This window comes from Nocardiopsis sp. CC223A (genome assembly GCF_030766825.1).
In the GTDB taxonomy this organism is placed as follows: Bacteria; Actinomycetota; Actinomycetes; order Streptosporangiales; family Streptosporangiaceae; genus Nocardiopsis.
The window spans coordinates 18,240-41,065 of the sequence record NZ_JASFDV010000051.1 but is presented as its reverse complement, the minus strand read 5'-3'; the positions used below and the strand labels follow the sequence as shown (position 1 = coordinate 41,065).

Genomic DNA, 22,826 nt, shown 5'->3' with positions numbered 1-22,826 from the left:
GGCGCCGGAGGGCGTTGACAGGGAGGATCGCGCTCCGGTTCGACGACGACGCCCCCGACCGGTGTCCCCACTGTCACGGCCCCGGTCGTCGAGCGCGTACTATTTAGCAGTCAACGGGCGAGAGTGCCAGCAAGGAGGACCCGAACAGTGCCTACGTACCAGTACGCGTGCACCGAGTGCGGCGCCCAGATGGAGGTCGTGCAGAGCTTCAGTGACGACGCCCTGACCGTTTGCCCCGAGTGCGAGGGCCGACTGCGCAAGGTCTACTCGGCCGTGGGCATCGTCTTCAAGGGCTCCGGCTTCTACCGCACCGACAGCGGCAAGACCTCCAACAGCTCTTCCCTGACCGGCTCCGGCGCCACCACCGCCCCCGCCGCCACGGGCAAGACCGAGTCCACGGGCTCGGAGGCCACCTCGTCCTCCTCGTCCTCCTCCGCCAAGAGCGAGAGCACGAGCGGCACCGCCACCGCCACCGCCGCGACCGGCGGCTGAGGCCGCCGGCCGTTGACCGACTCCTCCGCGCCGCCGAGTCATCGGCGGCGCGCGGTGCGTCCGGGGTCCGGGGCCGCTCCGAGCCGCCCCGGCCGCCCCTGACCGGGGCCGCTGCGGGAAATCCCCGACGACCCGGAGGAGGGCCTGTGGACAACCCGTCCGGGCGGGGTCGGCGGCCTTAATTTGGGGGCATGACCGAGACCCCCCGTCCGCCCTACCGGCATCGCGGCGCGCTCACCCGCTTCGTGGACCGGCATCGCCGGACCCTCGCCGCCCTGCTGACCGCCGCCGCGCTGATCGCCGCCGTCCTGGCGGTGCGCCCGCCGCCGCCCGCCACCGTGGAGGTCCTGATCGCCGCCCGGGATCTGGACGCCTCCGAACCGCTGGCCGCCGGCGACCTCGCGCCCGCCTCCCTGCCCGCCGCCCTCGCCCCGCGGGGCGCCCTGGGCCCGGGCGCCGCGACCGCGGGCCGCTCCCTCAACGCCCCCGTCCGCCGCGGGGAGGTCATCACCGACGCCCGGTTGGCGGATCCGCCCGCCCTGCCCTACGGCGACGACCTGGTCGCCGTGCCGGTGCGGGTGGCCGACCCGGGGGCGGTGGCGCTGCTCTCCCCCGGCGACCGGGTGGACGTGCTGGCGGCGCAGGGCCGCGACGAGTTCGCGCCCGCCCGCGCCGGACCGGCCGCGGAAGTGGTCGGGGACCGTCCGGTGCTGGCCGTGCCGCCCGAGGCCGGCCACGGCGGCGAGGGCGGTGCGCTGATCCTCATCGCCGCCAGCCCGCAGGAGGCGCGGGAACTGGCCGGGCACGCCGTCGGCTCCCGGCTGTCCATCACCATTCGCGGTTGACCGCTGACCTTGCGTCCATCACCATCCGCAGTTGACCGCTGACCTTTTGTGGTGAAAGCTGGCCAGGCGCCCCACCCGCCTCGCCCCGTGCCCCCGGCACACGCGGGTACGGAACCCCCGGCGGGGGCGCGTTCCGCACAGCAAGACACGAGACACGTAGGGCTTTTGCCATGGATGGATTCAAGAAGTTCCTGCTCCAGGGGAACCTGGTGCAGCTCGCGGTGGCGGTCGTGATCGGCACGGTCTTCGCCAACCTGGTCACCGCGTTCACGGAAGGGTTCATCACCCCCCTGATCGGCATCTTCGGCGGCATCCCCACCTTCAGTGACCTCTACTTCGAGATCAACGGCAGCCGCTTCCTGTACGGCGCCTTCATCGACGCGGCGATCTCGTTCCTGCTCACCGCGTCGATCGTCTACTTCTTCGTGGTGCTGCCGGTCGCCAAGCTGATGGAGCGCTACGTCAAGGCGGAGGAGGCCACCATGCACGAGTGCCCGTACTGCTTCTCCCAGATCAACAAGAAGGCCGAGCGCTGCCCGGCCTGCACCAGCCAGGTCGTCCCGGAGACCGCCTCCTGACGCGCCTCGGGGGCGGCCCTGCGGGTCGCCCCCGAGGTACCCCGCCCGCCTCGAAGGCCCGCCGGGCGGGTTCTACCGGGTGTACTCCCAGTGCCAGGGCTCGAACGGGCTCGACTTGGCCCAGGCCGGGTGGATCCAGCCGTGGTCGGCGCCGTTGGTCTCCATCCAGTTCCATCTCTCCGAGCGGAAGTTCTGGATGCCGCAGCCCAGGTCGATGGCCTGGCCCAGGCCGTGGTTGCTGGTGCCCGGGACCGCGGCGAAGCCCGGGGGCTGCTCGGCGTAGACGCGGTGCTGGTTGGGCAGGTCGCGGTAGGCGCTGTTGATGCACATGTTCTCGCCGAAGCGCTCGATGTACTTCACGTTGAGTTCGAGGAAGTCCACGGCGGCGTCGGCGCGCAGGAACTTGTCGTCGTAGAGCTCGCACAGGGCCTCCGACGGCAGCAGGCCGTTGGGGTAGCCGTTGGCCAGCTCGGCCCTGCTCGGGTCGCAGTTGGCGGCGGCCATGTAGGAGTCGGGGTCGATGCCGCGCGCCTCCAGCTCATCGGTGAGCGCCTGGGTGCTCTCCTCCGAGCGCGTGCGCAGCCGCTCCACCTCGGCTCCCAGCGCGGCCTGCTCCAGCTGGGTGGTGGTCTGGAGCTCCTGGGCCTGCCCGGCCAGCTCCACCTGCTCGTCGCGCAGCTCGGTGGCGTCCTGGATGACCACCTCGTTGTTCTCCGAGAGCTTGGACGCGTAGGACTGGGTCTGTAGGTCCTCGTCGAGGTCCCCGGCGACCAGGATGCCCAGCGGGCCGGCGCTGGGCTGCTGGTAGAGGGTGCTGGCCAGCTGCGCCAGCGGCTCGCGCATCTCGCCCAGCTCCAGCTCGGTCTGTTGCAGCTCGTGGATGGTACCCACGAGTTCGCCCTGGGCCTCTTCCAGCGCCTCCTGCCGCTCGGTGTACTCGGCGGTGGCCTCCTCCAGCTCCTGGGCGGCCTGCTCGGCCTGCTCGCGCAGTTCTTCCAGGCTGGCGGCGGCCGGCGCGATCGCCACCGGCGGCGGCGGGACCACGATCAGCCCGGTGACCAGCAGCAGGGTGAGGGCCCGGGCGAGCCCGGCGTGCCGGACGCGGTGGGAGACCGCGAACGGCGCACCATCCGCCGGTTCCGATACGCGGGGTCCCCGCCGCGCCGAATCAGAGGTGAACGGCACGAATGCTCCTCCGGCTGCTTCTAATCCTCGAACGCCTACCCGTGGCCGCAAGGCAACGTACTACATGTCCACTTGCGGTCACACGGGAACGGCCGGCCGGTCCGCGTGAAATCCGGGAGGACACCACATCCCGTTCTCCGCGCACCACTCGGCCATCGATGTCGTCGCTGGTCATCGCAGTGCCACAGGTCACACGACCCGCCCGCGCCACGGTGCGCGGAGACGGATTCGGACTAAACCCGACAGTCCTCGTGAAAAACATCACACCGCCACCAGGACAACCAATCGTAGGTCAGAGTACTCCGCCATGCACGCAGAGTCCCCCACTCGGAGGGCCGTGACACTCTTCAACACCCCGAGCACGCCCATCCTGGGTTAGGCTTGGCCCGGTGGCGGGGCAACGCATACCTGCGTTCGCCGTCGGCCGACCCATGGCTCCATAGCTCAGGGGATAGAGCACCGCTCTCCTAAAGCGGGTGTCGCAGGTTCGAATCCTGCTGGGGCCGCCACCGCGACCTGCGGCTTCTCCTCCGGGAGGGGCCGCAGTCGGTTTTTTCGGCACCTTCACCGACACCTCTCCCGCCACGATCACGGCCCGCACCCCCTTGCCAAGAATATGACGATCGGTCTATTTTTTTGTCCGTGGGCATCAAAGGTGAAGAGACACGCGCTCGCATGGTCGCCGCCACGCGGGCCCTCATCGAGGCGCAGGGCTACTTCGGCACCGGGGTGAACCGCGTCCTGGCCGACAGCGGGGCGCCGCGGGGCTCCCTGTACTTCCACTTCCCCGAGGGCAAGGACCGGTTGGTCGCCGACGCACTGGAGGAGGGCGGCCGCGAGGTGGCCGGCCTGCTCGCCACCGCGGAGGCCGAGGGCCTGGACGCCGCCGCGATCATCCGGCGGCTGCTCGACACCCTGGCCGCCCGCATGGAGGCGTCCTCCTACGACAAGGGCTGCCCGGTGGCGACGGTGGCACTGGAGGTCTCCGGCACGCGGGAGCACGGCGGCAACGAGCGGCTGCGCGAGGTCTGCGAGCGGATCTACGCGGGGTGGGAACGGGCCCTGGCGGACCGGCTGGTGGTCGAGGGCCGGTCCCGCCCGGACGCGGAGGACACGGCCGAGGCGGTGCTCGCCCAGGTCGAGGGGGCCCTGCTGCTGGCCCGGGTGCGGCACGACCGCGCGCCGCTCGACCGGGCGGCGCGGACCGTCGCACTCCTCCTCGCCCGCTGAGCGGAGCCCGCACGGGAAGACCCGGGCGCGTCTTCGTCGCCCAAAAATATGCAGACCGGTCTACAAAAAGGAGAATCGATGACCGAGAACACGACACCCCGGAGCCTGGTCGTGGGCGCGACCGGGTTCGTCGGCCGCTGGCTGGTCCGCGCACTGCTCGACCGGGGCACCCCGGTCGCGGCGACCGCGCGCGGCGGACGCGGCGGGGAACTGCGGAGCTGGCTGCGCGCCCGGGGGACGGACGACACCGCGCTGTCCACGGTGGACGCCGACATCACCCGCCCCGGCCTGGGGCTCTCCCCCGAGGACCGGGGCGCGCTCGCCGGGGTCCGGGACGTGTTCAACGCGGCGGCGCTGTACCGGTTCGGCGCCTCGGTGCGGGAGGCCCGGGCGGTCAACACGACAGGGGCCGTGAACGTGCTCGACCTGGCGGGCTCCCTGTCCGGGCTGCGCCGCCTCGTGCACCTGTCCGGGTACCGCGTGGCCGGGCACCCCCTGCCGGAGTTCCCACTGCCCGCCGCGACCGCGCGGGACCTCTACCGCGGCCTCGGGGCCTATGAGGCCTCCAAGGTGGAGGGCGACACCGCGGTCCGCCTGCTCGCGGCCGAACGCGGGGTGCCGCTGACCACGGTGTGCCCGGGGACGGTGATCGGGCATTCGGAGACGGGCGAGGCCGGGCAGTACATCGGGCTGTCGGAGCTGGTGGAGCGGCTGTGGCGGGGGCGGCTGGCCGCGGTGCCGGGCAACCGGCGCACGTTCCTGCCGGTGGTGACCGTCGACCACCTGGCGGCGTTCACCGCCGCGGTCCCCGGGCACGACGACGGGCCGTTCCGGTCGCACACGGTCCTGGACGCCCGGACGCCCCCGCTGCCGGAGATGCTGGCGCTGGTCGCCGACCACCTGGGGGTGGCGCGCCCGCGCCTGACCGTCCCGGTGGCCCTGGTGCGCCGCCTGCCGCGGGCCCTGACCGGGGTCGACCCCGAGGGGCTGTCGTTCTTCTCCGAGGACCGCTACGACACCGCCTCCGCCGACCGCCTGGCGCGGGCGGCCGGCCTGGCGCACCCGCCGGTGGCGGACGCCCTGCGACGCTGGGCCGACCGACTCGTGGAGGAGGACTTCGGCCGGGCCGCCGCCCGGGCCTGACCCGCCGCGGCCCAGCCCCCGGCCCCGGTCCGCGGTTCACCAGGTGCCGACCCGGACTTCTCCCTGCAACGCCGTGTCGTGATGACAACACAGAGTGACCATCCGATGATGGCTGCGGCAGCAGCAACACCATCCGGGGAGCCACGGAATGAAGGATGCGGGCGGAGCGCGCCGCGACGACCACGACGACGAGCCGGGTTCGCAGACCCGGTCCCGGCAGCGCGGCGGCTCGCCCGCGGCCATCGCCGGGGCCCTGAACCGCACTCCGCACCCGGGTCCGCAGCACTGGGGCGGCCCGCGCCCGCGCAAGGCCGACCCGGACCCGTTCTTCTCCGGCAAGCTGGTCCCGCCCCCGGGCGAGCGCCGGCGCCGCCGCTGAGCGTCCGCACGGGCCCGGCGGCCGGGGCGCCGCGCAGGAGGCGATGGTGTCCCGCCGGGTGGTGTGACTCTTCCGGCCTCGTTCCCACGGATGCGCGCGTCGGCGCAGGCCGGATCGGTGCGCCGCCGCCTCCGGCGACGCTCCGGGCCACCGTGCCGACAGGGCGCGATGCCCCGCAAGGACGCACCCGCGCGAAAGCCACACCACTTCAGGGGACACGGCCCAGGAGGCCCCCGCAGCCGGCGCCCGGACCGTGTGCCGAACATCCGCACCGGCGGCCCCGCCCGCCCACGCCACCACCCGTGCACAACGGCCCCACCACACCGAACCGCGACAAACGAAAGACCGCACCGAACATCCGCACCGGCGACCCCGCCCGCCCACACCGCCACCCGTGCACAACGGCCCCACCACACCGGACCGCACCGAACGTCCGGGTCAGCGGCGGGGGCGCAGCACGTAGCCGACGTAGCCGTACTCGTCGCCGTGCGCCCGGTACAGCTCCGCCTCGCGGCGCACGTCCTCGGCGGCCGCGGCCGCGTGCGGATCGCCGGGGTCGGTCTGCGCGGCGCGGGCCTCCAACGGCGCGTAGTAGGCCTCCAGCCAGTCGGAGTCCGGCAGCAGGTAGGTCGCCCTCACCGTGTACCCGGCCTCCGTCGCCGCCGCCACGTTCTGCGCGGTGGTGCGCAGCGGGTACGCGGCGTCCCAGTACGCCCGGGTCTCGGCGGCGGGCTCGTCGGTGATCCACCCGCACTCGGTGACCACCAGGGCGCCTTCGGGTGAGAGCAGCCGCCGCCAGGAGCGCAGCGCCTCACCGAACCCGATGTTGTAGGCGGCGCCCTCGCTCCACACCAGGTCCACCGACCCGTCCGGCAGGTCGTCCAGCGACTCCATGGACCCCTCGCGGGTGGTGATCCGGTCGGCGGTGCCCGCCGCCGCGGCCGCCTCCTCCAGCCGTCGCAGGAACGGCGGGTAGATGTCCACCGCCGTGACCCGCGCCCCGGGCAGGCGCTCGGCGAGCACCAGGGAGGCCGCCCCCGTCCCGCAGCCCAGGTCCAGCACCCGCGGCCGCTCCGGGAGCGGGCCCGCCAGCGACAGCAGCAGCTCGGTGGTGGCCCGCGACCCGGGGCCCTGGCGCTCCTGGATCCCGTGCAGGGCCAGCGCGGCCTTCAGGGACGGGTCGTCGAAGTCGATCTCGAACGCCATGCTCGCGGGGCCCTTCCAGCCGGGTGCCGACGGGACCGAACCTACCAGCGCGAACACCCCCGAACGGTGCGGCCGGGGTCTCAGAGGAGGGGCCGCCAGGGGGCGAGGATGACCTCGCTGAACTTCGCGGCGATCGGCCGGCACCGCCATTCCTCCTCGGTGAGCTCCCGGGCGTTGGTGAGGTCGTTGGAGAAGACCTCCTCCAGGTGCCGGGCCACCCCCTCGTCGAAGATCTCGGCGTTGATCTCGTAGTTGCCGGTCAGGCTCAGCCGGTCGACGTTGGCGGTGCCGATGGTGCTCCACCGCCCGTCCACCGTCGCCGTCTTGGCGTGCACCATGGCGTCCTGGTACAGCCACAGCCGTACCCCGCCGCGCAGCAGCACGGAGTACTGGCCGCGGGCCATCCAGTCGGCCAGGACGTGGTTGGAGTTCTCCGGGATGAGGATGTTGACGTCGACGCCCCGCCCGGCCGCCTCCACCAGCGCCCGTTGCAGCTCCCGGTCCGGGATGAAGTAGGCCTGGGTGATGAGGATGCGGTCCTTGGCGCGGTCGATGGCCTCCAGGAACATCGCCCGGATCGGGTAGATGAGCTGCTCGGGCACGTTGCGGTGGACCCGGAACCGGGCGTCCCACTGCGGGTCGCCGAGCATCCCCAACTCGGGCAGGCGCGGCCCCCGGTTCGCGTTCCAGAAGTCGACGAACGCGTTCTCCAACTCCCACACCGCGGGGCCGTCCACCCGCAGGTGGGTGTCGCGCCACTCGGTGGCGTACAGGGAGCCCACGTTGTAGCCGCCGACGAATCCGACCTCCCCGTCGACGGTGAGGATCTTGCGGTGGTCGCGGCCGGACTTGCGGATGTTGAGCAGCAGCACCCCGGGCCGGAACGCCGGGTAGCGCAGCACGTGGACCTCGGGCGGGAAGGCGAAGAACGACCGGGGCACCACCAGGTTCGCGAACCCGTCGTAGATGACGTACACCTCGACGCCGCGCGCCGAGGCCTCGATGAGCGCCCGCTTGAAGTCGTTCCCGGCCCGGTCGTCCTTGACGATGTAGGACTCGAAGAGGATGCGGCGCCGGGCCCCCCGGATCGCCGCGAGCATGTCCTCGTACAGGTCCTCGCCGTAGGTGTACACCGTGGCGGTGGTGTCGCCGACGGGGAGCGCCTCCGGGGCGGTGCGCGGGAAGAACGCCCGGTGCGGGCGCACCTTCCGCCGCCAGTGGTTGATGCCCATGAGTGTCGCCGCCACCGCGATCTGGGCCGTCAGGAGGCCGAGCAGCCCCCATTTGACCGCGGACTTGATGGTGGAGCGTCGCACAGTCGCCTCCTGAGCAGGACGTCCGCCGTGTCGGGCGTCCGGTCCTCATGACCGCCGTTTCCGGCACAAGGTGGACCACCACCGTAACCCGCGTTCACCCGACCGGGGCGGCACACCCCGTCGTGTCCGGCGCGTGTCAGCCGCGCCGGCGGCAGATCAGCAGCTCGGTGGTGGGGCTCTCCCTGCGTCCGCGCACCAGGCGGCGCTCCAACGGGTAGAGGGCGGCCCCGGCCAGCCAGCCGGTGGGGGCGGTGAGGGTGGCGGCGCGCAGCGCCCCGCCCCATGCCTTGCGCCAGGGTGCGGCCGCGTCCACCTGGGCGTTCATGAGCACCAGCATGGGCACCCGCAGGCGCAGGTCGAACCCGGCCTTGTCGAGGGTCCCGGCGATCCACTCCAGGGTGCGGTTGACCTGGTGCTCCCCGCGCTGCTCGGGACGCTGGAGGCAGTTCTCGGAGATGACGAGCGTCCCGCCGGGGCGCAGCACCCGGGCGAACTCGCCGACCGCCGACGTGTAGCGGTCGTCGTCGGTGATGTGGAACAGGACGTCCATGCAGGACAGGGCGTCGAAGGAGGCGTCCTCGAACGCGTCGAGGTCGGCGGCGTCCTGGCGGACGAACCGGTGGTCGGGAAAGCGCCCGCGCAGCCGCGCCACGGCGGCGTCGGTCATGTCGCAGCCGGTGACGTCGGCGGCGCCCAGCCGGTCCCAGAGCCGGACGTAGAAGCCGGTGCCGCTGCCCACGTCCAGGACACTCGGGTCGGTGAGCCCCAGGCGCCCCACCCGGCGCAGGAACACCTCCTCGCGGACCTTGTACATCCAGGTGTTGAAGGGGCGTCCCAGGGCTCGGTAGCCCACACCGCTCTCGGTCCAGTCGCCTTCGAGGCGGCGCTCCCAGAAATCGCGCAGTTCACTGTGTGTGGCCATGCCACCACTCTCACACCGGGGAGGCGCGGATGTCCCGCCACGCGACCGCGTGTCCCGGACCCGGTCAGGGGCGGCGGGCGACGACCGTCTCCAGGAAGCCCAACGCGGTCCGTTCGTGGTGGTCGACCGCGAACCCGACCTCCCGGGCCACCGCCCGGGGCAGCCTGCGGGGCGATTCCCTGCGTTCCTCCCTCCAGCGCCAGGGCGCCTTGGTGTACTCGATGTGGTCCACGAGCAGCAGCAGCCCGCCGGGGCGCAGCACCCGGTGCATCTCCTCCAGCGCCCGCCGCTGGTCGGGGATGGCGCACAGGGCCAGCGCGCACAGGACGGTGTCGAAGCCCCCGTCGTCGAACGGCATGTCCTGGGCGTCGCCCTCCACCAGGGTGACCGGGCGGCCGAGCGCGGAGGCTCGGCGGCGGGCGGCCGCCAGCATCCGCGGGCTCAGGTCCAGGCCGGTGAGCTCGACCCCGTCGGGGTAGTACGGCAGGTCGTGGCCGGTGCCGACGGCCACCTCCAGGGTCCGGTCGCGGGCCCGGCCGCACAGTCGCGCGCGGACACCGCCCAGCACGAGCCGCTGGAGGCGCTCGCCCCGGTCGTACCCGGCGGCCATCCGGTTCCAGTCCTCCCGGGTGCGTTCGGTACGTTCGTCCATCGTCGTTCTCCCTCGTTCCGGGGTCTCCCCCGCCCGCGCCCCTTGACACGGGCTCACAGTGTGGAACTTCATGTCCACATGAGGTCAAGCGCAGGGGAACTGTCCATCGGGGATCTCGCCGCGGAGTTCGGGCTGGGTCCGCACGTGCTGCGGCACTGGGAGGAGAAGGGGGTGCTGGAACCGGCCCGCCGGGTGGGCGGGCAGCGCCGGTACGCCCCGGAGCAGCGGCTGCACGTGGCGTTGGTCCTGAGCGCACAGGACGCCGGGATGAGCCTGGACCGCATCCGGGAGCTGGGCGCGGTGAGCGCCGAACGGCGCGGGGAGGCGCTGGCCGAGCACCTGGCCGAACTGGACGAGCGCCTGGAGCGGTTGCGGACCGCCCGGGAGATGGTGGCGCACGCGGTGGCGTGCGAGTCCGGGGACGTGCTGACGTGCCCGAACCTGCGGCGGATGCTGGAGGAGGCCGTGGAGTCGGGCTGCCACGCGCGGGCGGTACGGGCCGGAGGACGCGCGGCGCGGACCGAGCACATGGCGGAGCACACCGGCGGACCACCCGGGGGTGCCGGGCGTCCGGCGCCGCCGCGCGGCTGACCGGCCCGTCCGCGTTCGTCACCCGGTTCTGCTATTCCTGGGTTCTCCCCACCGAGCCGCGGCCTGCGAGGACCCCCCATGTTCACCACCCACCTGACCGAGTACGCGGGGCTGCCCGTGTTCGAGTACCACACGCAGGACACGGCCGACGACCCGCTGGCGGTGCTCGCCGCCCTGCGCACCCCGCAGTCCTTCGCCTGGCGGCTCGGCGACGACGACGGCTCCGAGACGTCCGAGGACCGGGGCGGCGTCGACGGGTACTTCGGCCGGTTCGCCGCCGAGGCGGCGGCGCCGGCGGTGACGGCCCTGGTCGTCGGCAGTATCTGGGAGACGATCAACGTGAGCCGCTCCGCGCCGGTCCGCGACGCCCTGGTGGCGCACGCGCCCCGGCTCACCGGGCTGCGCTCCCTGTTCTTCGCCGACCTCACCTACGAGGACAGCGAGGTGTCCTGGATGAACCACGGCGACCTCGGTCCGGTCCTGGCGGCCCTGCCCGGCCTGGAGCGGTTCGCCGTGCGCGGCACCGGCGGGTTGGGACTGAACGTGGACGGGCATCCGGCACTGCGCTCCCTCACCCTCCAGGGCGGCGGCCTCCCGGCAAAGCTCGTCCGCCAGGTGCTGGCCTCCCGCTACCCGGCCCTGGAGCACCTGGAGCTGTGGATCGGCGTGCCGAACTACGGCGGCACCACCACGCCCGCGGACCTCGCACCACTGCTCAACGGCGAGGTCCACACCGGGATCCGGTCATTGGGGCTGCGCAACGCGCTGCGGACCGACCACTGGGTCCGGGCCGTGGCCGACGCCCCGGTCCTGGGACGCCTGGAGGAGCTGGACTTCTCCGAGGGCACCCTCACCGACGAGGGCGCGCAGATCCTGCTGGACACCCCCGGCTTCCGGGAACTGGAGAGCCTGGACCTGCATCACCACTACATGTCCGAGGAGACGCAGGCCCGCGTCGCCGACTCCTTCACCGCCGCAGGAGTCCGGATCGACGTGTCCGGACGTCTGGAACCCCGCGGCGAGGCGGGGGAGGACGAGGAGTGGGAGGACGAGGAGGAGGCCGCGGAATGGGCGGAGGAGCAGTGGCGGGACCGCTACTACCCGTCCGTCACCGAGTGATCCCGACCACCCGGCACGCGGCCCCGTGCCGGACCGACGCCCCTGAGAGGGACCGACCTTGACGTTCGACACCCACACGACCGAGCTCGGCGGACTGCCGGTGTTCGAGTACCGCTCCCCCGAGGGAATGGCCGCGCAGCGCACCTGGACCGAGAAGCACCCCCGGGGGCACCGCGAGACGACGGACCCGCTGTCCCTGCTCGCCGCCCTGCGCACCCCGGAGGCGTACGCCTGGCGGCTGCGCGACTCCGAGGGCTGGGAGCCCCGGGAGGGCGACTTCGTGCTCCGGTACTACGAGCGGTTCTGCTCCGAGGTCCCTCCGGAGACGGTGTCGGCCCTGGTGGTCGGCAACTACGAGGAGACCATGGACCTGGGTGAGCCCGAGCCGATCCGGGACGCCCTGCTGGCCTGCGCGCCCCGCTGGACCGGCCTGCGCTCCCTGTTCTACGCCGACCTCACCTTCCGCGAGTACGAGGCCTCCTGGTTCACCCACGGCGACCTGTCCGCCGTCCCGGCGGCCTTCCCGCGGTTGGAGCGCCTGACCGTCCGCGGGACCGGCGAACTCTCCCTGCCGGTGGCGGAGCACCGCTCCCTGCGCTCCCTCAGCCTCCAGGGCGGCGGCCTCCCGGCGGAGCTGGCTCGCCAGGTGATGGCCTCCCGCTACCCGGCCCTGGAACACCTCGACCTGTGGCTGGGGATCGGGAACTACGGCGGCACCACCACGCCCGCGGACCTCGCACCGCTGCTCAACGGCGAGGTCCACACCGGGGTGCGTTCCCTGGGGCTGCGCAACGCCGAACACACGGACCTGTGGGTGGAGGCGGTGGCCGGGTCCCCCGCCCTGGACCGGCTGGAGGAACTGGACCTCTCGGAGGGCACCCTCACCGACGGGGGCGCGCAGGTCCTTCTCGACACCCCCGGTTTCCGCGGGCTGCGCCGCCTCGACCTGCACCACCACTTCATGTCCGAGGAGATGGAGGACCGGGTCCGCGAGGCGTTCGGCACCGCCGGGGTCGACGTCGACGTGTCCGAACGCCTCAAGGTGAGCGAGGACGACCTCTACCCGTCCGTCACCGAGTGACGGCCCCCTCCTGCCCCTCCTCATTCCCGCTCCCCTGAAAGGCGTCGACCTTGACGTTCACGAACCACTTGACCGAGTACGCCGGGCTCCCCGTACTGGAGTACCGTTCCCGGGAGGCCATGGCCGCCGGGGACGGCGGGGCGGCGGACCCGTTGGCGATGCTCACGGCCGCGCGGGACCCGGGCGCGTACGCCTGGCGGCTGGCCGACACCGACGGCCGAGAGCCCGCGGAGGGCGACTTCGTGCTCCGGTACTACGAGCGGTTCTGCTCCGACGTGGACCCGACGGCCGTGACGGCCCTGGTCATCGGCAACCTGAGCGACACCATGGACGTCGCCGAACCGGAGCCGGTCCGGGACGCCGTGCTGGCCTGCGCGCCCCGCTGGACCGCTCTGCGCTCCCTGTTCTACGCCGACCTCACCTCCGAGGAGTACGAGGTCTCCTGGCTGGCGCACGGCGACCTGTCCGGCATCCTGGACGCCGTCCCGAGCCTGGAGCGGTTGGACATCCGCGGGACCGGCGAACTCTCCCTGCCGGTGGCGGAGCACCTCTCCCTGCGCTCGCTGACCCTCCAGGGCGGCGGGCTCCCGGCGGAGCCGGCCCGCCAGGTGATGGCCTCCCGCTACCCGGCCCTGGAACACCTGGAGCTGTGGCTGGGCATGGAGAACTACGGGGGCGGCGCCGCCCCGGAGGACCTCTCCCCGCTGCTCGACGGCCGGGTCCACACCGGGGTCCGCTCCCTGGGCCTGCGCAACGCCGAGTACACCGACCCCTGGGTGCGGGCGCTCGCCGACTCCCCGGTCCTGGACCGGTTGGAGGTCCTGGACCTGTCCCTGGGCACCCTCACCGACGAGGGGGCGCAGGTCCTGTTGGACACCCCCGGCTTCCGGGGACTGAAGCGCCTGAACCTGGAGCACCACTTCATGACCAAGGAGATGACAGGCCGGGTGCGCGAGGCGTTCTGCGCCGCCGGAGTCGACATCGACGTGTCCGGGCGCGTGGACGCCCGCCGCGGCTACCCCTACCCGGCTGTCGGCGAGTAGCCCCACCCTCCGCCCCGTACCGGCCCTCCCGCGCACGTGTCCCCCGCACGTGTCCCCCGTGCGGGGGAGAGGCGTCCACCCCACGGGGGAGGTGCGCCCACCGTCGGGTGCCGAGACTGGTTTCGCGTCCGGATCAGGAGATCCGAAACCAAGGAGGCCGCCCCATGTGCCCACATTCGTCCGTCGGAGCAGAGAACACCGGCAAGGCAGCGCGGTGGCCCGGTCTCGGGGCCACCGCAGCAGCCGCGGCATGGTCGCTGGTGTACGCGCTGCTGGGCCTGTACTGGAGTCTGGGCGGCGACGGATTCCCCTTCGGTGAGGGCGATCCGGAGCCGATCCTGTCCTGGTTCGGGTCCGCCACAGCCGCCGTGGGAGGGCCGGTCATCGCGGCGGCCTCGGGTGCGGGGGTCCTCGTCGCGGCCGCCATGGCCCTTCCGGTGCGCTCGGCCGCGGGGGGTCGGGCCCTGGCCGTGGCGGGCTGGGCGGCGGCGGCCCTGCTGCTGGTGTTCGTGCCCGACTACCGGGTGCTGATGGGGTTGGCCTACGCCCCCGTGCTGTCGGCGGGGTGGCTGCTGGGGATGGTCCCGGGCTCCTCGGTGGTGGAGGTGTTCTCCTGGCCGGTGCTCAACCAGCTGTGGTGCATGTCGGGCGGGTTCGCCTGGGCGCTGGCCGCGCTCGGACAGTGGCGGCGTTCGGCCGGGGCCTGCCGGTCCTGCGGGCGCACGGAGGACGAGCGCGGGTGGACCTCGCGGGCCTCGGCCGCCCGTTGGGGTCGAACCGCGGTGTACGTCTCGGTGGTCATGCCGGTGGCCTACTGCCTGACGCGGTGGGCGTGGGCCCTGGGCCTTTCGCTCGGTGTCTCGGATGAGCTGACCTCGACGATGCCCCTGTACGTCCGGGCGGCCGCCGCGATGCTCGCGACGATGGGATTGGGCGGTGCGGCGCTGACCTTCGGGTTGATCCGCCCCTGGGGAGAGGTCTTCCCCCGCTGGATGATCGGGCTCGCGGGCAGGCGGGTGCCGATCCGGCTCGCCGTGATCCCGGCGGCGCTGGTGTCGGTCCTGTTCGTCAACGCCGGGCTGATGTACATCCGGATCTTCCTGCCGCAGTTGATCGCCGACCCCTCCGACTGGGGCGCGTCGGCTCCGGAGTTCCTGTTCCCGCTGTGGGGTGCGGCCCTGGCGGTGGCCACGCTCGGCTACCACCTGCGCAGACGCGGACAGTGCCGTGACTGCGGCCGGGGCGGTGCGCGGACGGAGCCGACCGGTGCGACGGCCGAATGACGGACGGGGCGCCATGGCTGCTCTGCTCGGCCGCCTCCGAACGGCCGAGCACCGGTCCGTCCCCACGGAGTGCTAGACATGACCCGTCCGCCCCACCCGCACCAGGAGAGCATCCATGATCGGCGACCACCTCAGCGAATTCGGCGGACTGCCGGTGTTCGAGTACGTATCCCCCGCGGGGATGGCCTCGCCGACGGAGCGGTACGACCGCCGTCCGGCCCCCGACGCCCTGGCGCAGCTCGCCGCGCTGCGCACCGTGCGCGACTACGCCTGGCGGCTGGGGGTCGACAGCTACGAGCCGGAGGAGGACTTCCGGGAGTACTTCGCCTCCTTCGTGGAGGCGGCGGAGACCACCGAGGTCCGGGCCATGGTGATCGGCCCCGCGGACTCCTCGGAGGCACAGGAGCCCGGCACGCCGGCCCGCGACGCCCTCGTGGAGCACGCCGCGGCGTTCACCGGCCTGAAGTCCCTGTTCATCGGGGACATCATCGCCGAGGAACAGGAGATCTCCTGGATCCACCAGCCCGACCTGGCCCCGGTGCTGGCCGCCCTGCCGGGGCTCACCGAGTTCGCGGTGCGCGGCACCGGCGACCCCTACATGCACGAGAAGAGCCGGCTGGGCCTGGACATCGGGCGGCACGACGCGCTGCGCTCCCTCACCGTGGAGAGCGGCGGTCTGCCCGCCGGGATCGCCCGGGGCATCGACGCCGCCGAGTTGCCCGCGCTGGAGGAGCTGGAGCTGTGGCTGGGCGTCGACGACTACCGCGGCGACACCGCCCCGGCCGACCTGGCCCGCACCCTGTCGGGCGAGGCGTTCCCGAAGCTGAACCGGCTGGGCCTGCGCAACGCCGAGGACACCGACCTGTGGGTGCGCGCCCTGGCCGACGCCCCCGTGGTGCGGCGGATCCGCACCCTGGACCTGTCGATGGGCACCCTCACCGACGAAGGGGCGCAGGTCCTTCTCGACGCCCCCGGTTTCCGCGGGCTGCGCCGCCTCGACCTGCACCACCACTTCATGTCCGAGGAGATGGAGGACCGGGTCCGCGGCGCCTTCGCCGAGGCGGGCGTGGAGATCGGCGTCGGCGACCGGCAGAAGCAGGACGGGGAGTGGCGCTACCCGGCGGTGACGGAGTGACCGGGGTCGCACCTGAACCGGGTCACCGGGTTCGGCGGCCCGCCCGTCGTGGAGTTCGCGGACCCGCGTTCGACGCCGGACCTGTCCGGTCGGCGCGAGCCCGCGCGGTGGGGGGCACCCCCCAGCGGTACACGGCCGTCCTCGAATAGGAAGGAGTGCGCACCCCCATGTGCGATCCCCTACCGCCGAACGAAGCACTGCTGACCGGGTTCGGCGGCCTGCCCGTCGTGGAGTTCCCCCGCGCCGAACTGGAGCCCCCGGACCGCCTGCCCGCTCCGGGCGCGGTGGCCTGGAGACTGCGCGCGAACGTCGACCGGGGCCTGCCCTGGGAGGGCGTCGTCTCCTATGTCGGGCGGTTCTGCTCGGAGGTGGACCCGGCCGCGGTGTCCGCGCTGGTCGTCGGGAACTTCCCCGGCGAGGACGGGGGCCTCGACTGGCCGGTCGAGGACCTGGTGTTCACCCTGGCCGAGGCCGCACACCGGTGGTCGGGGCTGCGGTCCCTGTTCTTCGGGGACATCCTCCGGAGCGAGAACGAGATGTCCTGGATCGTCTGGGAGGACCTGGGGCCGCTGGTGGCCGCGCTCCCGGAGCTGCGGCAACTGACGGTGCGCGGTGGGAGCACCACCGGCGGACTGTGCATCCGCGAGCACACGAGGTTGGCGGAGCTGACCGTGCAGAGCGCGGGGCTGACGGCGGAGGTCGCCGAAGAGGTGTGCGCCTCCGGCCTGCCCGCGCTGCGGCGGCTGGAGCTGTGGACGGGCTCCACGGAGTACGGCGGGGTGACTCCGAAGGCCCTGGAACCCCTGCTCACCGGGGAGGCGTTCCCCGATCTGGAGCACCTGGGCCTGCGCAACTCCCAAGGCCTGGACGCATGGATCCCGGTGCTGGCGGAGGCCCCGGTCGTCGCCGGGGCGGGTTCCCTGGACCTGTCGCTGGGCGACCTGACGGACCGGGGCGGGCGCGCCGTCATCCGGCACGCCTCCGCGTTCGCGCACCTGGAGCGGCTCGACCTGCACCACCACTTCCTCTCCGAGGAGGTGCAGGCGGGCATCCGCGCCGCCCTCCCCCGGGTGGACGTCGACCTGTCCGCGCCCCAGGAGCCCGAGGTGGACGACCACGACGACCCGACCGAGTTCTACTACTACACGGCGGTGGCCGAATGATCCGGGCCCGGCCCCTCGTGGTGGTCGGCGTCCCCGGGAACCGGCGCCTGGAGCTGTTCCGGGCCGCCGCCGCGGCCTCCGGGTGGCCCGAGCCCACCGTCCTGCCCTGGCACGACCTGGCGTCGGGGCCCGTGGAGGTCCCGGCCGGCGCCCTGGTCCGGGTGGACTCCCCCGGCGGCGACGTCCCCACCGAACGCCTGCTGCGCGGCTGGGACCGCGACCCCGACCTCTACCGGGCCGAGGGCACCGGCGACCACCACGCCGGGTTCCGCGCCGCCCTGGCCCGCCTCGCCGACGCGGTCGCCGCGGCCCCCGGCGCGTACCTGCTCCAGGACGTGGACGACCTGGTCGTCATGTGCGACAAGCGCCGCTGCCACGCCCGTCTGGAGGCCGCCGGGGTCCCGGTGCCGCCCGCCCCGAAGACCCCGGTCCGGGGCTACCGGGAGCTGCGCGCCGCCATGGAGCGGCACCGCTGGTACCGGGTGTTCGTCAAGCCCGCGCACGGCTCCTCGGCCTCCGGGGTGATCGCCCTGGCCACCGCCCCGGGGGGCCGCATCCGCGCCGTCACCTCCGCGCACCTGACCCGGGGCGGGGACGGCCGTCCCGCCCTGTTCAACAGCCTGAAACCGTGCACCTACACCCGGGAGGAGGACGTCGCCGCCGTGGTGGACGCCCTGGCCCCGGACGGCCTGCACGTGGAGCGCTGGGTGCCCAAGGCCGGGTTCGCCGGGAAGACCATCGACCTGCGGGTCGTGGTCACCGCCGGGAAGGCGCACCACGTGGTGGTGCGCTCCTCCGCCTCGCCCATGACCAACCTGCACCTGGGCAACGCCCGCGGCGACCTGGAGGCGCTGAAGGCCGAGGTCGGCCCGGCCGCCTGGGACGCGGCGATGGCCGTGGCCGAGGCCGCCGCCGGGTGCTTCGACACCCTGCACGCCGGGGTGGACCTGATGGCCGCCCCCGGCTGGCGGTCGTTCGCGGTGTGCGAGGTCAACGCGTTCGGCGACCTCATCCCCGGGGTGCTGCACGAGGGCCGCGACACCTACGCCGAACAGCTGCACGCCCTGGACACCGGCCGCCACCCCGTCCCGTCCGCTCCGGTCGGCCGGGCATCCTGAAGGACACCATGGACACCACCCTTCCCGACATGAACACCGTGGTGGGCACGCACGACATCCTGCTGCTCACCCTGGACACCCTGCGCTACGACGTCGCCGCCGAGCTGGCCGCGGCCGGGCGCACCCCCAACCTGGCCCGGCTGCTGCCGGGCGGGCGCTGGGAGGAGCGGCACGCCCCGGGCAGCTTCACCTACGCCTCGCACCTGGCGATGCTCGCCGGGTTCCTGCCGACTCCCGCCGCGCCGGGACCCCACCCGCGGCTGTTCGCCGCCGCGTTCCCCGGGAGCGTGTCCACCGCCCCGCGCACGTGGACGTTCGACACCCCCGACCTGGCCTCCGGGCTGGCGGCCGCCGGGTACCGCACGGCCTGTGTGGGCGGCACCGGGTTCTTCAACCGCAGGTCGGCGGTGGGCTCGGTCATCCCGGACATGTTCCAGGAGAGCCACTGGGAGGAGTCGTTCGGCGTCGCCGACCCGCACTCCTTCGAGAACCAGGCGGCGCGGGCCGTCGAGATCGCCCGCTCCACCGAGCAGCCGCTGTTCCTGCTGCTCAACGCGGCCGCCCTGCACCAGCCCAACTGGTTCCACCTGCCCGGGGCGACCCGGGAGTCCGGGGACACCCGGGAGAGCCACGCCGCCGCCCTGGAGTACGTCGACCGGCACCTGCCGCCGCTGCTGGAGGCGATGGCCGCGCACCGGCCCTGCTTCGCGATCGTGTGCTCCGACCACGGCACCGCCTACGGCGAGGACGGCCACGTCGGGCACCGGATCGGCCACGAGGTCGTGTGGACGGTGCCCTACGCCCACTTCTTCCTGCCGCGCGGATACACCGCACCCACCACCGAACCCGAGGAGGCGACCGCGTGACGGCCCTGCCCCTGGTCCCGGCCACCGAACCCGTGGCCGCCGACTCCCCGTACCGCTCCTACGTGTACGCCTACCCGCACAAGAGCGCCTACCGCCCGTTCGCCGAGCGCCCCCTGCTGGCCGACCTGTGGCGGGACGAGGACGTGCGGGCGCTCTCTCTGTACCTGCACATCCCGTTCTGCGAGATGCGCTGCGGGTTCTGCAACCTGTTCACCCGCTCCACCCCGCCCGCCGAGCAGGTCGCCGCCTACCTCGACGCGTTCGAGCGCCAGGCCCGGACGGTGGCCGCCACCCTGCCCGACGGCACCGGGTTCGCCCGCGCCGCCCTGGGCGGGGGCACCCCCACCTACCTGGAGGCCGACGAGCTGGCCCGGGTGTACGACGTGCTGGAGTCGGCCTTCGGGGTGGACCTCACGGCCGTCCCGATGTCGGTGGAGACCTCCCCCGCCACCGCCACCGCCGACCGCCTCGCGGTGCTCCGGGAACGCGGGGTCACCCGGATCAGCATGGGCGTGCAGAGCTTCATCGACTCCGAGGCGCACGCCGCCGGACGGCCGCAGAAGCGCGCCGAGGTCGACCGGGCGCTGGAGCTGATCCGCGCGCACACCACCGCCGACCTCAACGTGGACCTCATCTACGGGATCGACCGCCAGGACGAGCGCACCTGGGCCTACTCCCTGGACACGGCACTGGAGCACGCACCGGAGGAGGTCTACCTGTACCCGCTGTACGTGCGCCCGCTCACCGGGCTGGGCCGCCGCGGCCGCTCCTGGGACGACCACCGGCTGGGCCTGTACCGGCAGGGCCGCGACCACCTGCGCGAACGCGGCTACGAACAGGTATCGATGCGCATGTTCAGACGCGCCGACGCCCCCGAGGCCCAGGGCCCCGAATACTGCTGCCAGACCGACGGCATGGTGGGCCTGGGCTGCGGCGCCCGTTCCTACACCACCACCGCGCACTACTCCTTCGACTACGCCGTGGGGGTGGGACGGGTGCGGTCGATCATCGCCGACTACATCGACCGCGACGCCGCCGACTTCGCCCACGCCGAGGTGGGCTTCCTGCTGGACGACGACGAGCGGCGCCGCCGCCACCTGCTCCAGTCCCTGCTGCGCGCCGAGGGCATGGACGCCGCCGACTACGCCTCCCGGTTCGGCTCCCACCCGCGGGAGGACTTCCCGGACCTGTTCGCCGCCCTGGACCGGCGCGGCTGGCTCGCCGAGGACACGGTGCTCACCGAGGAGGGCCTCGCGCACTCCGACGCCGTCGGGCCGCTGTTCTTCTCCGACCGGGTGAACGCGCTCATGGCCGAGTACGAGGCCCGCTGATGGCGGCGCCCGCGCGGCCGCTGCCGCCGCACCTGACCCTGCTGTACCGGGGGCCGCTCGCCAGCTGCGACTACGACTGCCCGTACTGCCCGTTCGCCAAGCGCCGCGACACCCCGGAGACGCTGCGCGCCGACCGGGCCGCCCTGGAGCGGTTCGAGGACTGGGTGGACCGCACCGACACCCGGGTCTCGGTGCTGTTCACCCCGTGGGGCGAGGGGCTGGTGCGGTCCTGGTACCGCCGGGCGCTGGTCCGGCTGAGCGCCCTGGAGCACGTGGAACGGGTGGCCATCCAGACCAACCTGAGCGGTCGGCTCGAATGGCTGGCCGACTGCGACCTCTCCTCGGTGGCCTTGTGGACCACCTACCACCCGGGCCAGGTCTCCCACGAACGCTTCGCGGCCAAGGCCCGGCGCCTGGTGGAGCTGGGGGTGCGGTTCAGTGTGGGCGTCGTAGGCGAGCCCGAGCACCTCACAGCGGCTCGGCGCATGCGCGCCGACCTGCCCGAGGACGTGTACCTGTGGGTGAACGCCGCCGAGGGGCGGACCTACACCGACGCCGAGGCCGCCGACTGGCAGGCGCTCGACCCGCACTTCCACTACAGCCGCCATCCGCACGCCAGCCGGGGCCTGCCCTGCCGGACGGGTGACAGCGTGCTGTCCGTGGACGGCGACGGGAACGTGCGGCGCTGCCACTTCGTGGACACCCCGATGGGCAACCTCTACGACGGGTCGTTCCGGGAGCGGCTGGGCCGCAGCGGCTGCCCGCTCACCAGTTGCGACTGCCACATCGGGTACGTGCACCTGGAGTCGCTCGACCTCTACGACGTGTTCCGCGGCGGCGTGGTGGAGCGCATCCCGGCGGTGCGGCCGCACCTGACGCTCACCGTCCGGACGTGAATCCGCTTTCGGAGCGCCACCGAAGGCCGACATAATCCGATACATGGTCTTTCCCCGGGTCATCGCGACCGATCTCGACGGCACCCTCCTCGGTCTCGACGGCCGTGTCTCCGAACGCAACCGCCGGGCCCTGACCGCGGCCGTGGCCGCCGGCGTGAAGCTGGTCCTGTCCACCGCGCGCCCGCCGCGCACCACCCACCACATCGCCTCCCTGTTCACCTGCTCGGCGGTGCTGTGCGGCAACGGCGCGGTGGCCCAGCTGCCCGGGGCCGACCCCTTCATCCGGGCGCTGGACACCGCCACCGCCGGAACGGTCATCGGCGAGCTGCGCGGTGCCCTGCCCGGGGTGGGTTTCGGTGTGGAGACGGGAACGGACTTCTACCACGACGCCGACTACGACCTGGAGCCCTGGGTGCCGCGCGACTGGGTGCGCGAGGTGGTCGGATCCACCGACACCCTGCTGGAACGGGCCCGGCCCATCACCAAACTGCTGGTGCGGTCCCAGGGGGTCCCGGTGCACCTCCTGCACGAGACCGCCGCGCAGGCCGTGGGCACCATGGTGGAGGTCACCTACTCGGGCGGCTACGGACTGCTGGAGATGAGCGCCTCGGGTGTGGACAAGGGCAGCACCCTGGCGATGGTGTGCGAACGCTGGGGCGTATCCGCGGAGGAGGTCGTGGCCTTCGGGGACATGCCCAACGACCTGCCCGCGCTGTCCTGGGCGGGTGCCGGGTACGCGATGGCGAGCGGGCACCCGGCCCTGCTGGACCCGGCGCTGGGCCTGCGCACGGCGCCGCCCGCCCACGAGGACGGCGTCGGCCGGATCGTGGAGGAACTGCTCGCCTGAACCCCACCCGGCCCGAGTTCCCGATCACAACCAGAAGGCGAACCGGGGCCTCCGCCCCAGGGGGGTTACCCACCCGCCCGGGACGCCCGGCCACAGCCGGGAGGAGAACCGGGACCCTGGCCCCGGGGGGTGTTCACCCGCCCGGGGCGCCCGGCCACAGCCGGGAGGAGAACCAGGACCTCCTCCCCAGGGGGTTACCCACCCGACCGGAAACCCCGGCCACAGCCGGAAGGAGAACCGGGACCTCCGCCCCAGGGGGTTACCCACCCGACCGGAAACCCCGGCCACAGCCGGAAGGAGAACCGGGGCCTCCGCCCCAGGGAGTTACCCACCCGACCGGAAACCCCGGCCACAGCCGGGAGGAGAACCGGGGCCTCCGCCCCAGGGAGTTACCCACCCGACCGG

23 protein-coding genes and 1 tRNA gene are annotated in these 22,826 nt (G+C 73.2%); 19 read left to right on the top strand and 5 right to left on the bottom strand.

Annotated elements, in window-relative coordinates; genetic code table 11:
- Positions 1 to 147 precede the first annotated feature (147 nt).
- The 3 genes from QJS33_RS19730 (at position 148) to QJS33_RS19720 (ending at position 1,915) form a co-directional block, all read left to right on the top strand.
- Positions 148 to 492, top strand: coding sequence for an FmdB family zinc ribbon protein (locus tag QJS33_RS19730; RefSeq protein ID WP_306369500.1), 345 nt, complete (start codon positions 148 to 150; stop codon positions 490 to 492).
- A gap of 191 nt (positions 493 to 683) precedes the next feature.
- A complete protein-coding gene (locus QJS33_RS19725; RefSeq protein WP_306369499.1) occupies positions 684 to 1,337 on the top strand; it encodes an SAF domain-containing protein in 654 nt (217 codons plus the stop codon).
- A 170-nt stretch (positions 1,338 to 1,507) separates the two neighbouring features.
- Positions 1,508 to 1,915: an MscL family protein gene (locus QJS33_RS19720; protein WP_306369498.1), complete on the top strand. Its 408-nt coding sequence runs from the start codon at positions 1,508 to 1,510 to the stop codon at positions 1,913 to 1,915.
- Positions 1,916 to 1,987: 72 nt separating this feature from the next.
- Here QJS33_RS19720 and QJS33_RS19715 read toward each other — a convergent pair whose 3' ends face one another.
- Positions 1,988 to 3,100, bottom strand: coding sequence for a D-alanyl-D-alanine carboxypeptidase family protein (locus tag QJS33_RS19715; protein ID WP_306369497.1), 1,113 nt, complete (start codon positions 3,098 to 3,100; stop codon positions 1,988 to 1,990).
- A gap of 433 nt (positions 3,101 to 3,533) precedes the next feature.
- On the opposite strand from QJS33_RS19715, the gene QJS33_RS19710 reads away from it, so the two are divergent.
- The 4 genes from QJS33_RS19710 to QJS33_RS19695 all read left to right on the top strand — a co-directional run bounded on the left by QJS33_RS19710 (position 3,534) and on the right by QJS33_RS19695 (position 5,852).
- Positions 3,534 to 3,609: transfer RNA gene (locus tag QJS33_RS19710), tRNA-Arg, on the top strand.
- 166 nt (positions 3,610 to 3,775) lie between these two features.
- Entirely contained in the window at positions 3,776 to 4,330 is a 555-nt protein-coding gene (locus tag QJS33_RS19705; protein ID WP_306369496.1) for a TetR/AcrR family transcriptional regulator, read from the top strand.
- 78 nt (positions 4,331 to 4,408) lie between these two features.
- Positions 4,409 to 5,473, top strand: coding sequence for an SDR family oxidoreductase (locus QJS33_RS19700; protein WP_306369495.1), 1,065 nt, complete (start codon positions 4,409 to 4,411; stop codon positions 5,471 to 5,473).
- Positions 5,474 to 5,621: 148 nt separating this feature from the next.
- Positions 5,622 to 5,852: a calcium-binding protein gene (locus QJS33_RS19695; protein ID WP_306369494.1), complete on the top strand. Its 231-nt coding sequence runs from the start codon at positions 5,622 to 5,624 to the stop codon at positions 5,850 to 5,852.
- 438 nt (positions 5,853 to 6,290) lie between these two features.
- On the opposite strand, the gene QJS33_RS19690 is transcribed toward QJS33_RS19695, so the two are convergent.
- The 4 genes from QJS33_RS19690 to QJS33_RS19675 all read right to left on the bottom strand — a co-directional run bounded on the left by QJS33_RS19690 (position 6,291) and on the right by QJS33_RS19675 (position 9,948).
- The gene (locus QJS33_RS19690) at positions 6,291 to 7,058 is read right to left on the bottom strand and encodes a class I SAM-dependent methyltransferase (protein WP_306369493.1); all 768 of its coding nucleotides are present in this window, start codon (positions 7,056 to 7,058) and stop codon (positions 6,291 to 6,293) included.
- A gap of 80 nt (positions 7,059 to 7,138) precedes the next feature.
- Positions 7,139 to 8,374, bottom strand: a complete 1,236-nt coding sequence (locus QJS33_RS19685) for a phosphatidylserine/phosphatidylglycerophosphate/cardiolipin synthase family protein (protein ID WP_306369492.1) — start codon at positions 8,372 to 8,374, stop codon at positions 7,139 to 7,141.
- A gap of 136 nt (positions 8,375 to 8,510) precedes the next feature.
- Positions 8,511 to 9,296 (bottom strand): class I SAM-dependent methyltransferase, encoded by a 786-nt coding sequence (locus QJS33_RS19680; RefSeq protein ID WP_306369491.1) that lies wholly within the window; start codon positions 9,294 to 9,296, stop codon positions 8,511 to 8,513.
- A 64-nt stretch (positions 9,297 to 9,360) separates the two neighbouring features.
- Complete coding sequence (locus tag QJS33_RS19675; protein ID WP_306369490.1) at positions 9,361 to 9,948, bottom strand: class I SAM-dependent methyltransferase; 588 nt, start codon at positions 9,946 to 9,948, stop codon at positions 9,361 to 9,363.
- 78 nt (positions 9,949 to 10,026) lie between these two features.
- Between QJS33_RS19675 and QJS33_RS19670 the strand changes: the two genes are divergently transcribed.
- The 12 genes from QJS33_RS19670 (at position 10,027) to QJS33_RS19615 (ending at position 22,421) form a co-directional block, all read left to right on the top strand.
- Entirely contained in the window at positions 10,027 to 10,539 is a 513-nt protein-coding gene (locus tag QJS33_RS19670; RefSeq protein WP_306369489.1) for a MerR family transcriptional regulator, read from the top strand.
- A gap of 78 nt (positions 10,540 to 10,617) precedes the next feature.
- Positions 10,618 to 11,658, top strand: a complete 1,041-nt coding sequence (locus tag QJS33_RS19665; RefSeq protein ID WP_306369488.1) for an STM4015 family protein — start codon at positions 10,618 to 10,620, stop codon at positions 11,656 to 11,658.
- A 58-nt stretch (positions 11,659 to 11,716) separates the two neighbouring features.
- Entirely contained in the window at positions 11,717 to 12,739 is a 1,023-nt protein-coding gene (locus QJS33_RS19660; RefSeq protein ID WP_306369487.1) for an STM4015 family protein, read from the top strand.
- Positions 12,740 to 12,789: 50 nt separating this feature from the next.
- Complete coding sequence (locus QJS33_RS19655; RefSeq protein ID WP_306369486.1) at positions 12,790 to 13,782, top strand: STM4015 family protein; 993 nt, start codon at positions 12,790 to 12,792, stop codon at positions 13,780 to 13,782.
- A gap of 164 nt (positions 13,783 to 13,946) precedes the next feature.
- Entirely contained in the window at positions 13,947 to 15,065 is a 1,119-nt protein-coding gene (locus tag QJS33_RS19650) for a hypothetical protein (RefSeq protein ID WP_306369485.1), read from the top strand.
- 115 nt (positions 15,066 to 15,180) lie between these two features.
- A complete protein-coding gene (locus QJS33_RS19645) occupies positions 15,181 to 16,200 on the top strand; it encodes an STM4015 family protein (protein WP_306369484.1) in 1,020 nt (339 codons plus the stop codon).
- Positions 16,201 to 16,367: 167 nt separating this feature from the next.
- A complete protein-coding gene (locus tag QJS33_RS19640; RefSeq protein ID WP_306369483.1) occupies positions 16,368 to 17,363 on the top strand; it encodes an STM4015 family protein in 996 nt (331 codons plus the stop codon).
- A complete protein-coding gene (locus QJS33_RS19635) occupies positions 17,360 to 18,481 on the top strand; it encodes an STM4014 family protein (RefSeq protein ID WP_306369482.1) in 1,122 nt (373 codons plus the stop codon). Before QJS33_RS19640 ends, QJS33_RS19635 begins: the two co-directional genes overlap by 4 nt.
- Before the next feature lie 8 nt (positions 18,482 to 18,489).
- Positions 18,490 to 19,347: an STM4013/SEN3800 family hydrolase gene (locus QJS33_RS19630; protein WP_306369481.1), complete on the top strand. Its 858-nt coding sequence runs from the start codon at positions 18,490 to 18,492 to the stop codon at positions 19,345 to 19,347.
- A 5-nt stretch (positions 19,348 to 19,352) separates the two neighbouring features.
- A complete protein-coding gene (locus tag QJS33_RS19625) occupies positions 19,353 to 20,678 on the top strand; it encodes an STM4012 family radical SAM protein (RefSeq protein ID WP_306369511.1) in 1,326 nt (441 codons plus the stop codon).
- Positions 20,678 to 21,574 (top strand): STM4011 family radical SAM protein, encoded by an 897-nt coding sequence (locus tag QJS33_RS19620; protein WP_306369480.1) that lies wholly within the window; start codon positions 20,678 to 20,680, stop codon positions 21,572 to 21,574. Before QJS33_RS19625 ends, QJS33_RS19620 begins: the two co-directional genes overlap by 1 nt.
- A 43-nt stretch (positions 21,575 to 21,617) precedes the next feature.
- Positions 21,618 to 22,421, top strand: a complete 804-nt coding sequence (locus tag QJS33_RS19615) for an HAD family hydrolase (RefSeq protein ID WP_306369479.1) — start codon at positions 21,618 to 21,620, stop codon at positions 22,419 to 22,421.
- Positions 22,422 to 22,826: the final 405 nt, after the last annotated feature.

Excerpts from the sequence above, each read along its gene's own strand:
- QJS33_RS19725 (WP_306369499.1), top strand. The coding sequence starts at position 684 with ATGACCGAGACCCCCCGTCCGCCCTACCGGCATCGCGGCGCGCTCACC.
- QJS33_RS19720 (WP_306369498.1), top strand. The coding sequence starts at position 1,508 with ATGGATGGATTCAAGAAGTTCCTGCTCCAGGGGAACCTGGTGCAGCTC.
- QJS33_RS19705 (WP_306369496.1), top strand. The coding sequence starts at position 3,776 with ATGGTCGCCGCCACGCGGGCCCTCATCGAGGCGCAGGGCTACTTCGGC.
- QJS33_RS19700 (WP_306369495.1), top strand. The coding sequence starts at position 4,409 with ATGACCGAGAACACGACACCCCGGAGCCTGGTCGTGGGCGCGACCGGG.
- QJS33_RS19695 (WP_306369494.1), top strand. The coding sequence starts at position 5,622 with ATGAAGGATGCGGGCGGAGCGCGCCGCGACGACCACGACGACGAGCCG.
- QJS33_RS19690 (WP_306369493.1), bottom strand. The coding sequence starts at position 7,058 with ATGGCGTTCGAGATCGACTTCGACGACCCGTCCCTGAAGGCCGCGCTG.
- QJS33_RS19680 (WP_306369491.1), bottom strand. The coding sequence starts at position 9,296 with ATGGCCACACACAGTGAACTGCGCGATTTCTGGGAGCGCCGCCTCGAA.
- QJS33_RS19675 (WP_306369490.1), bottom strand. The coding sequence starts at position 9,948 with ATGGACGAACGTACCGAACGCACCCGGGAGGACTGGAACCGGATGGCC.
- QJS33_RS19670 (WP_306369489.1), top strand. The coding sequence starts at position 10,027 with ATGAGGTCAAGCGCAGGGGAACTGTCCATCGGGGATCTCGCCGCGGAG.
- QJS33_RS19665 (WP_306369488.1), top strand. The coding sequence starts at position 10,618 with ATGTTCACCACCCACCTGACCGAGTACGCGGGGCTGCCCGTGTTCGAG.
- QJS33_RS19650 (WP_306369485.1), top strand. The coding sequence starts at position 13,947 with ATGTGCCCACATTCGTCCGTCGGAGCAGAGAACACCGGCAAGGCAGCG.
- QJS33_RS19645 (WP_306369484.1), top strand. The coding sequence starts at position 15,181 with ATGATCGGCGACCACCTCAGCGAATTCGGCGGACTGCCGGTGTTCGAG.
- QJS33_RS19640 (WP_306369483.1), top strand. The coding sequence starts at position 16,368 with ATGTGCGATCCCCTACCGCCGAACGAAGCACTGCTGACCGGGTTCGGC.
- QJS33_RS19635 (WP_306369482.1), top strand. The coding sequence starts at position 17,360 with ATGATCCGGGCCCGGCCCCTCGTGGTGGTCGGCGTCCCCGGGAACCGG.
- QJS33_RS19630 (WP_306369481.1), top strand. The coding sequence starts at position 18,490 with ATGGACACCACCCTTCCCGACATGAACACCGTGGTGGGCACGCACGAC.
- QJS33_RS19620 (WP_306369480.1), top strand. The coding sequence starts at position 20,678 with ATGGCGGCGCCCGCGCGGCCGCTGCCGCCGCACCTGACCCTGCTGTAC.
- QJS33_RS19615 (WP_306369479.1), top strand. The coding sequence starts at position 21,618 with ATGGTCTTTCCCCGGGTCATCGCGACCGATCTCGACGGCACCCTCCTC.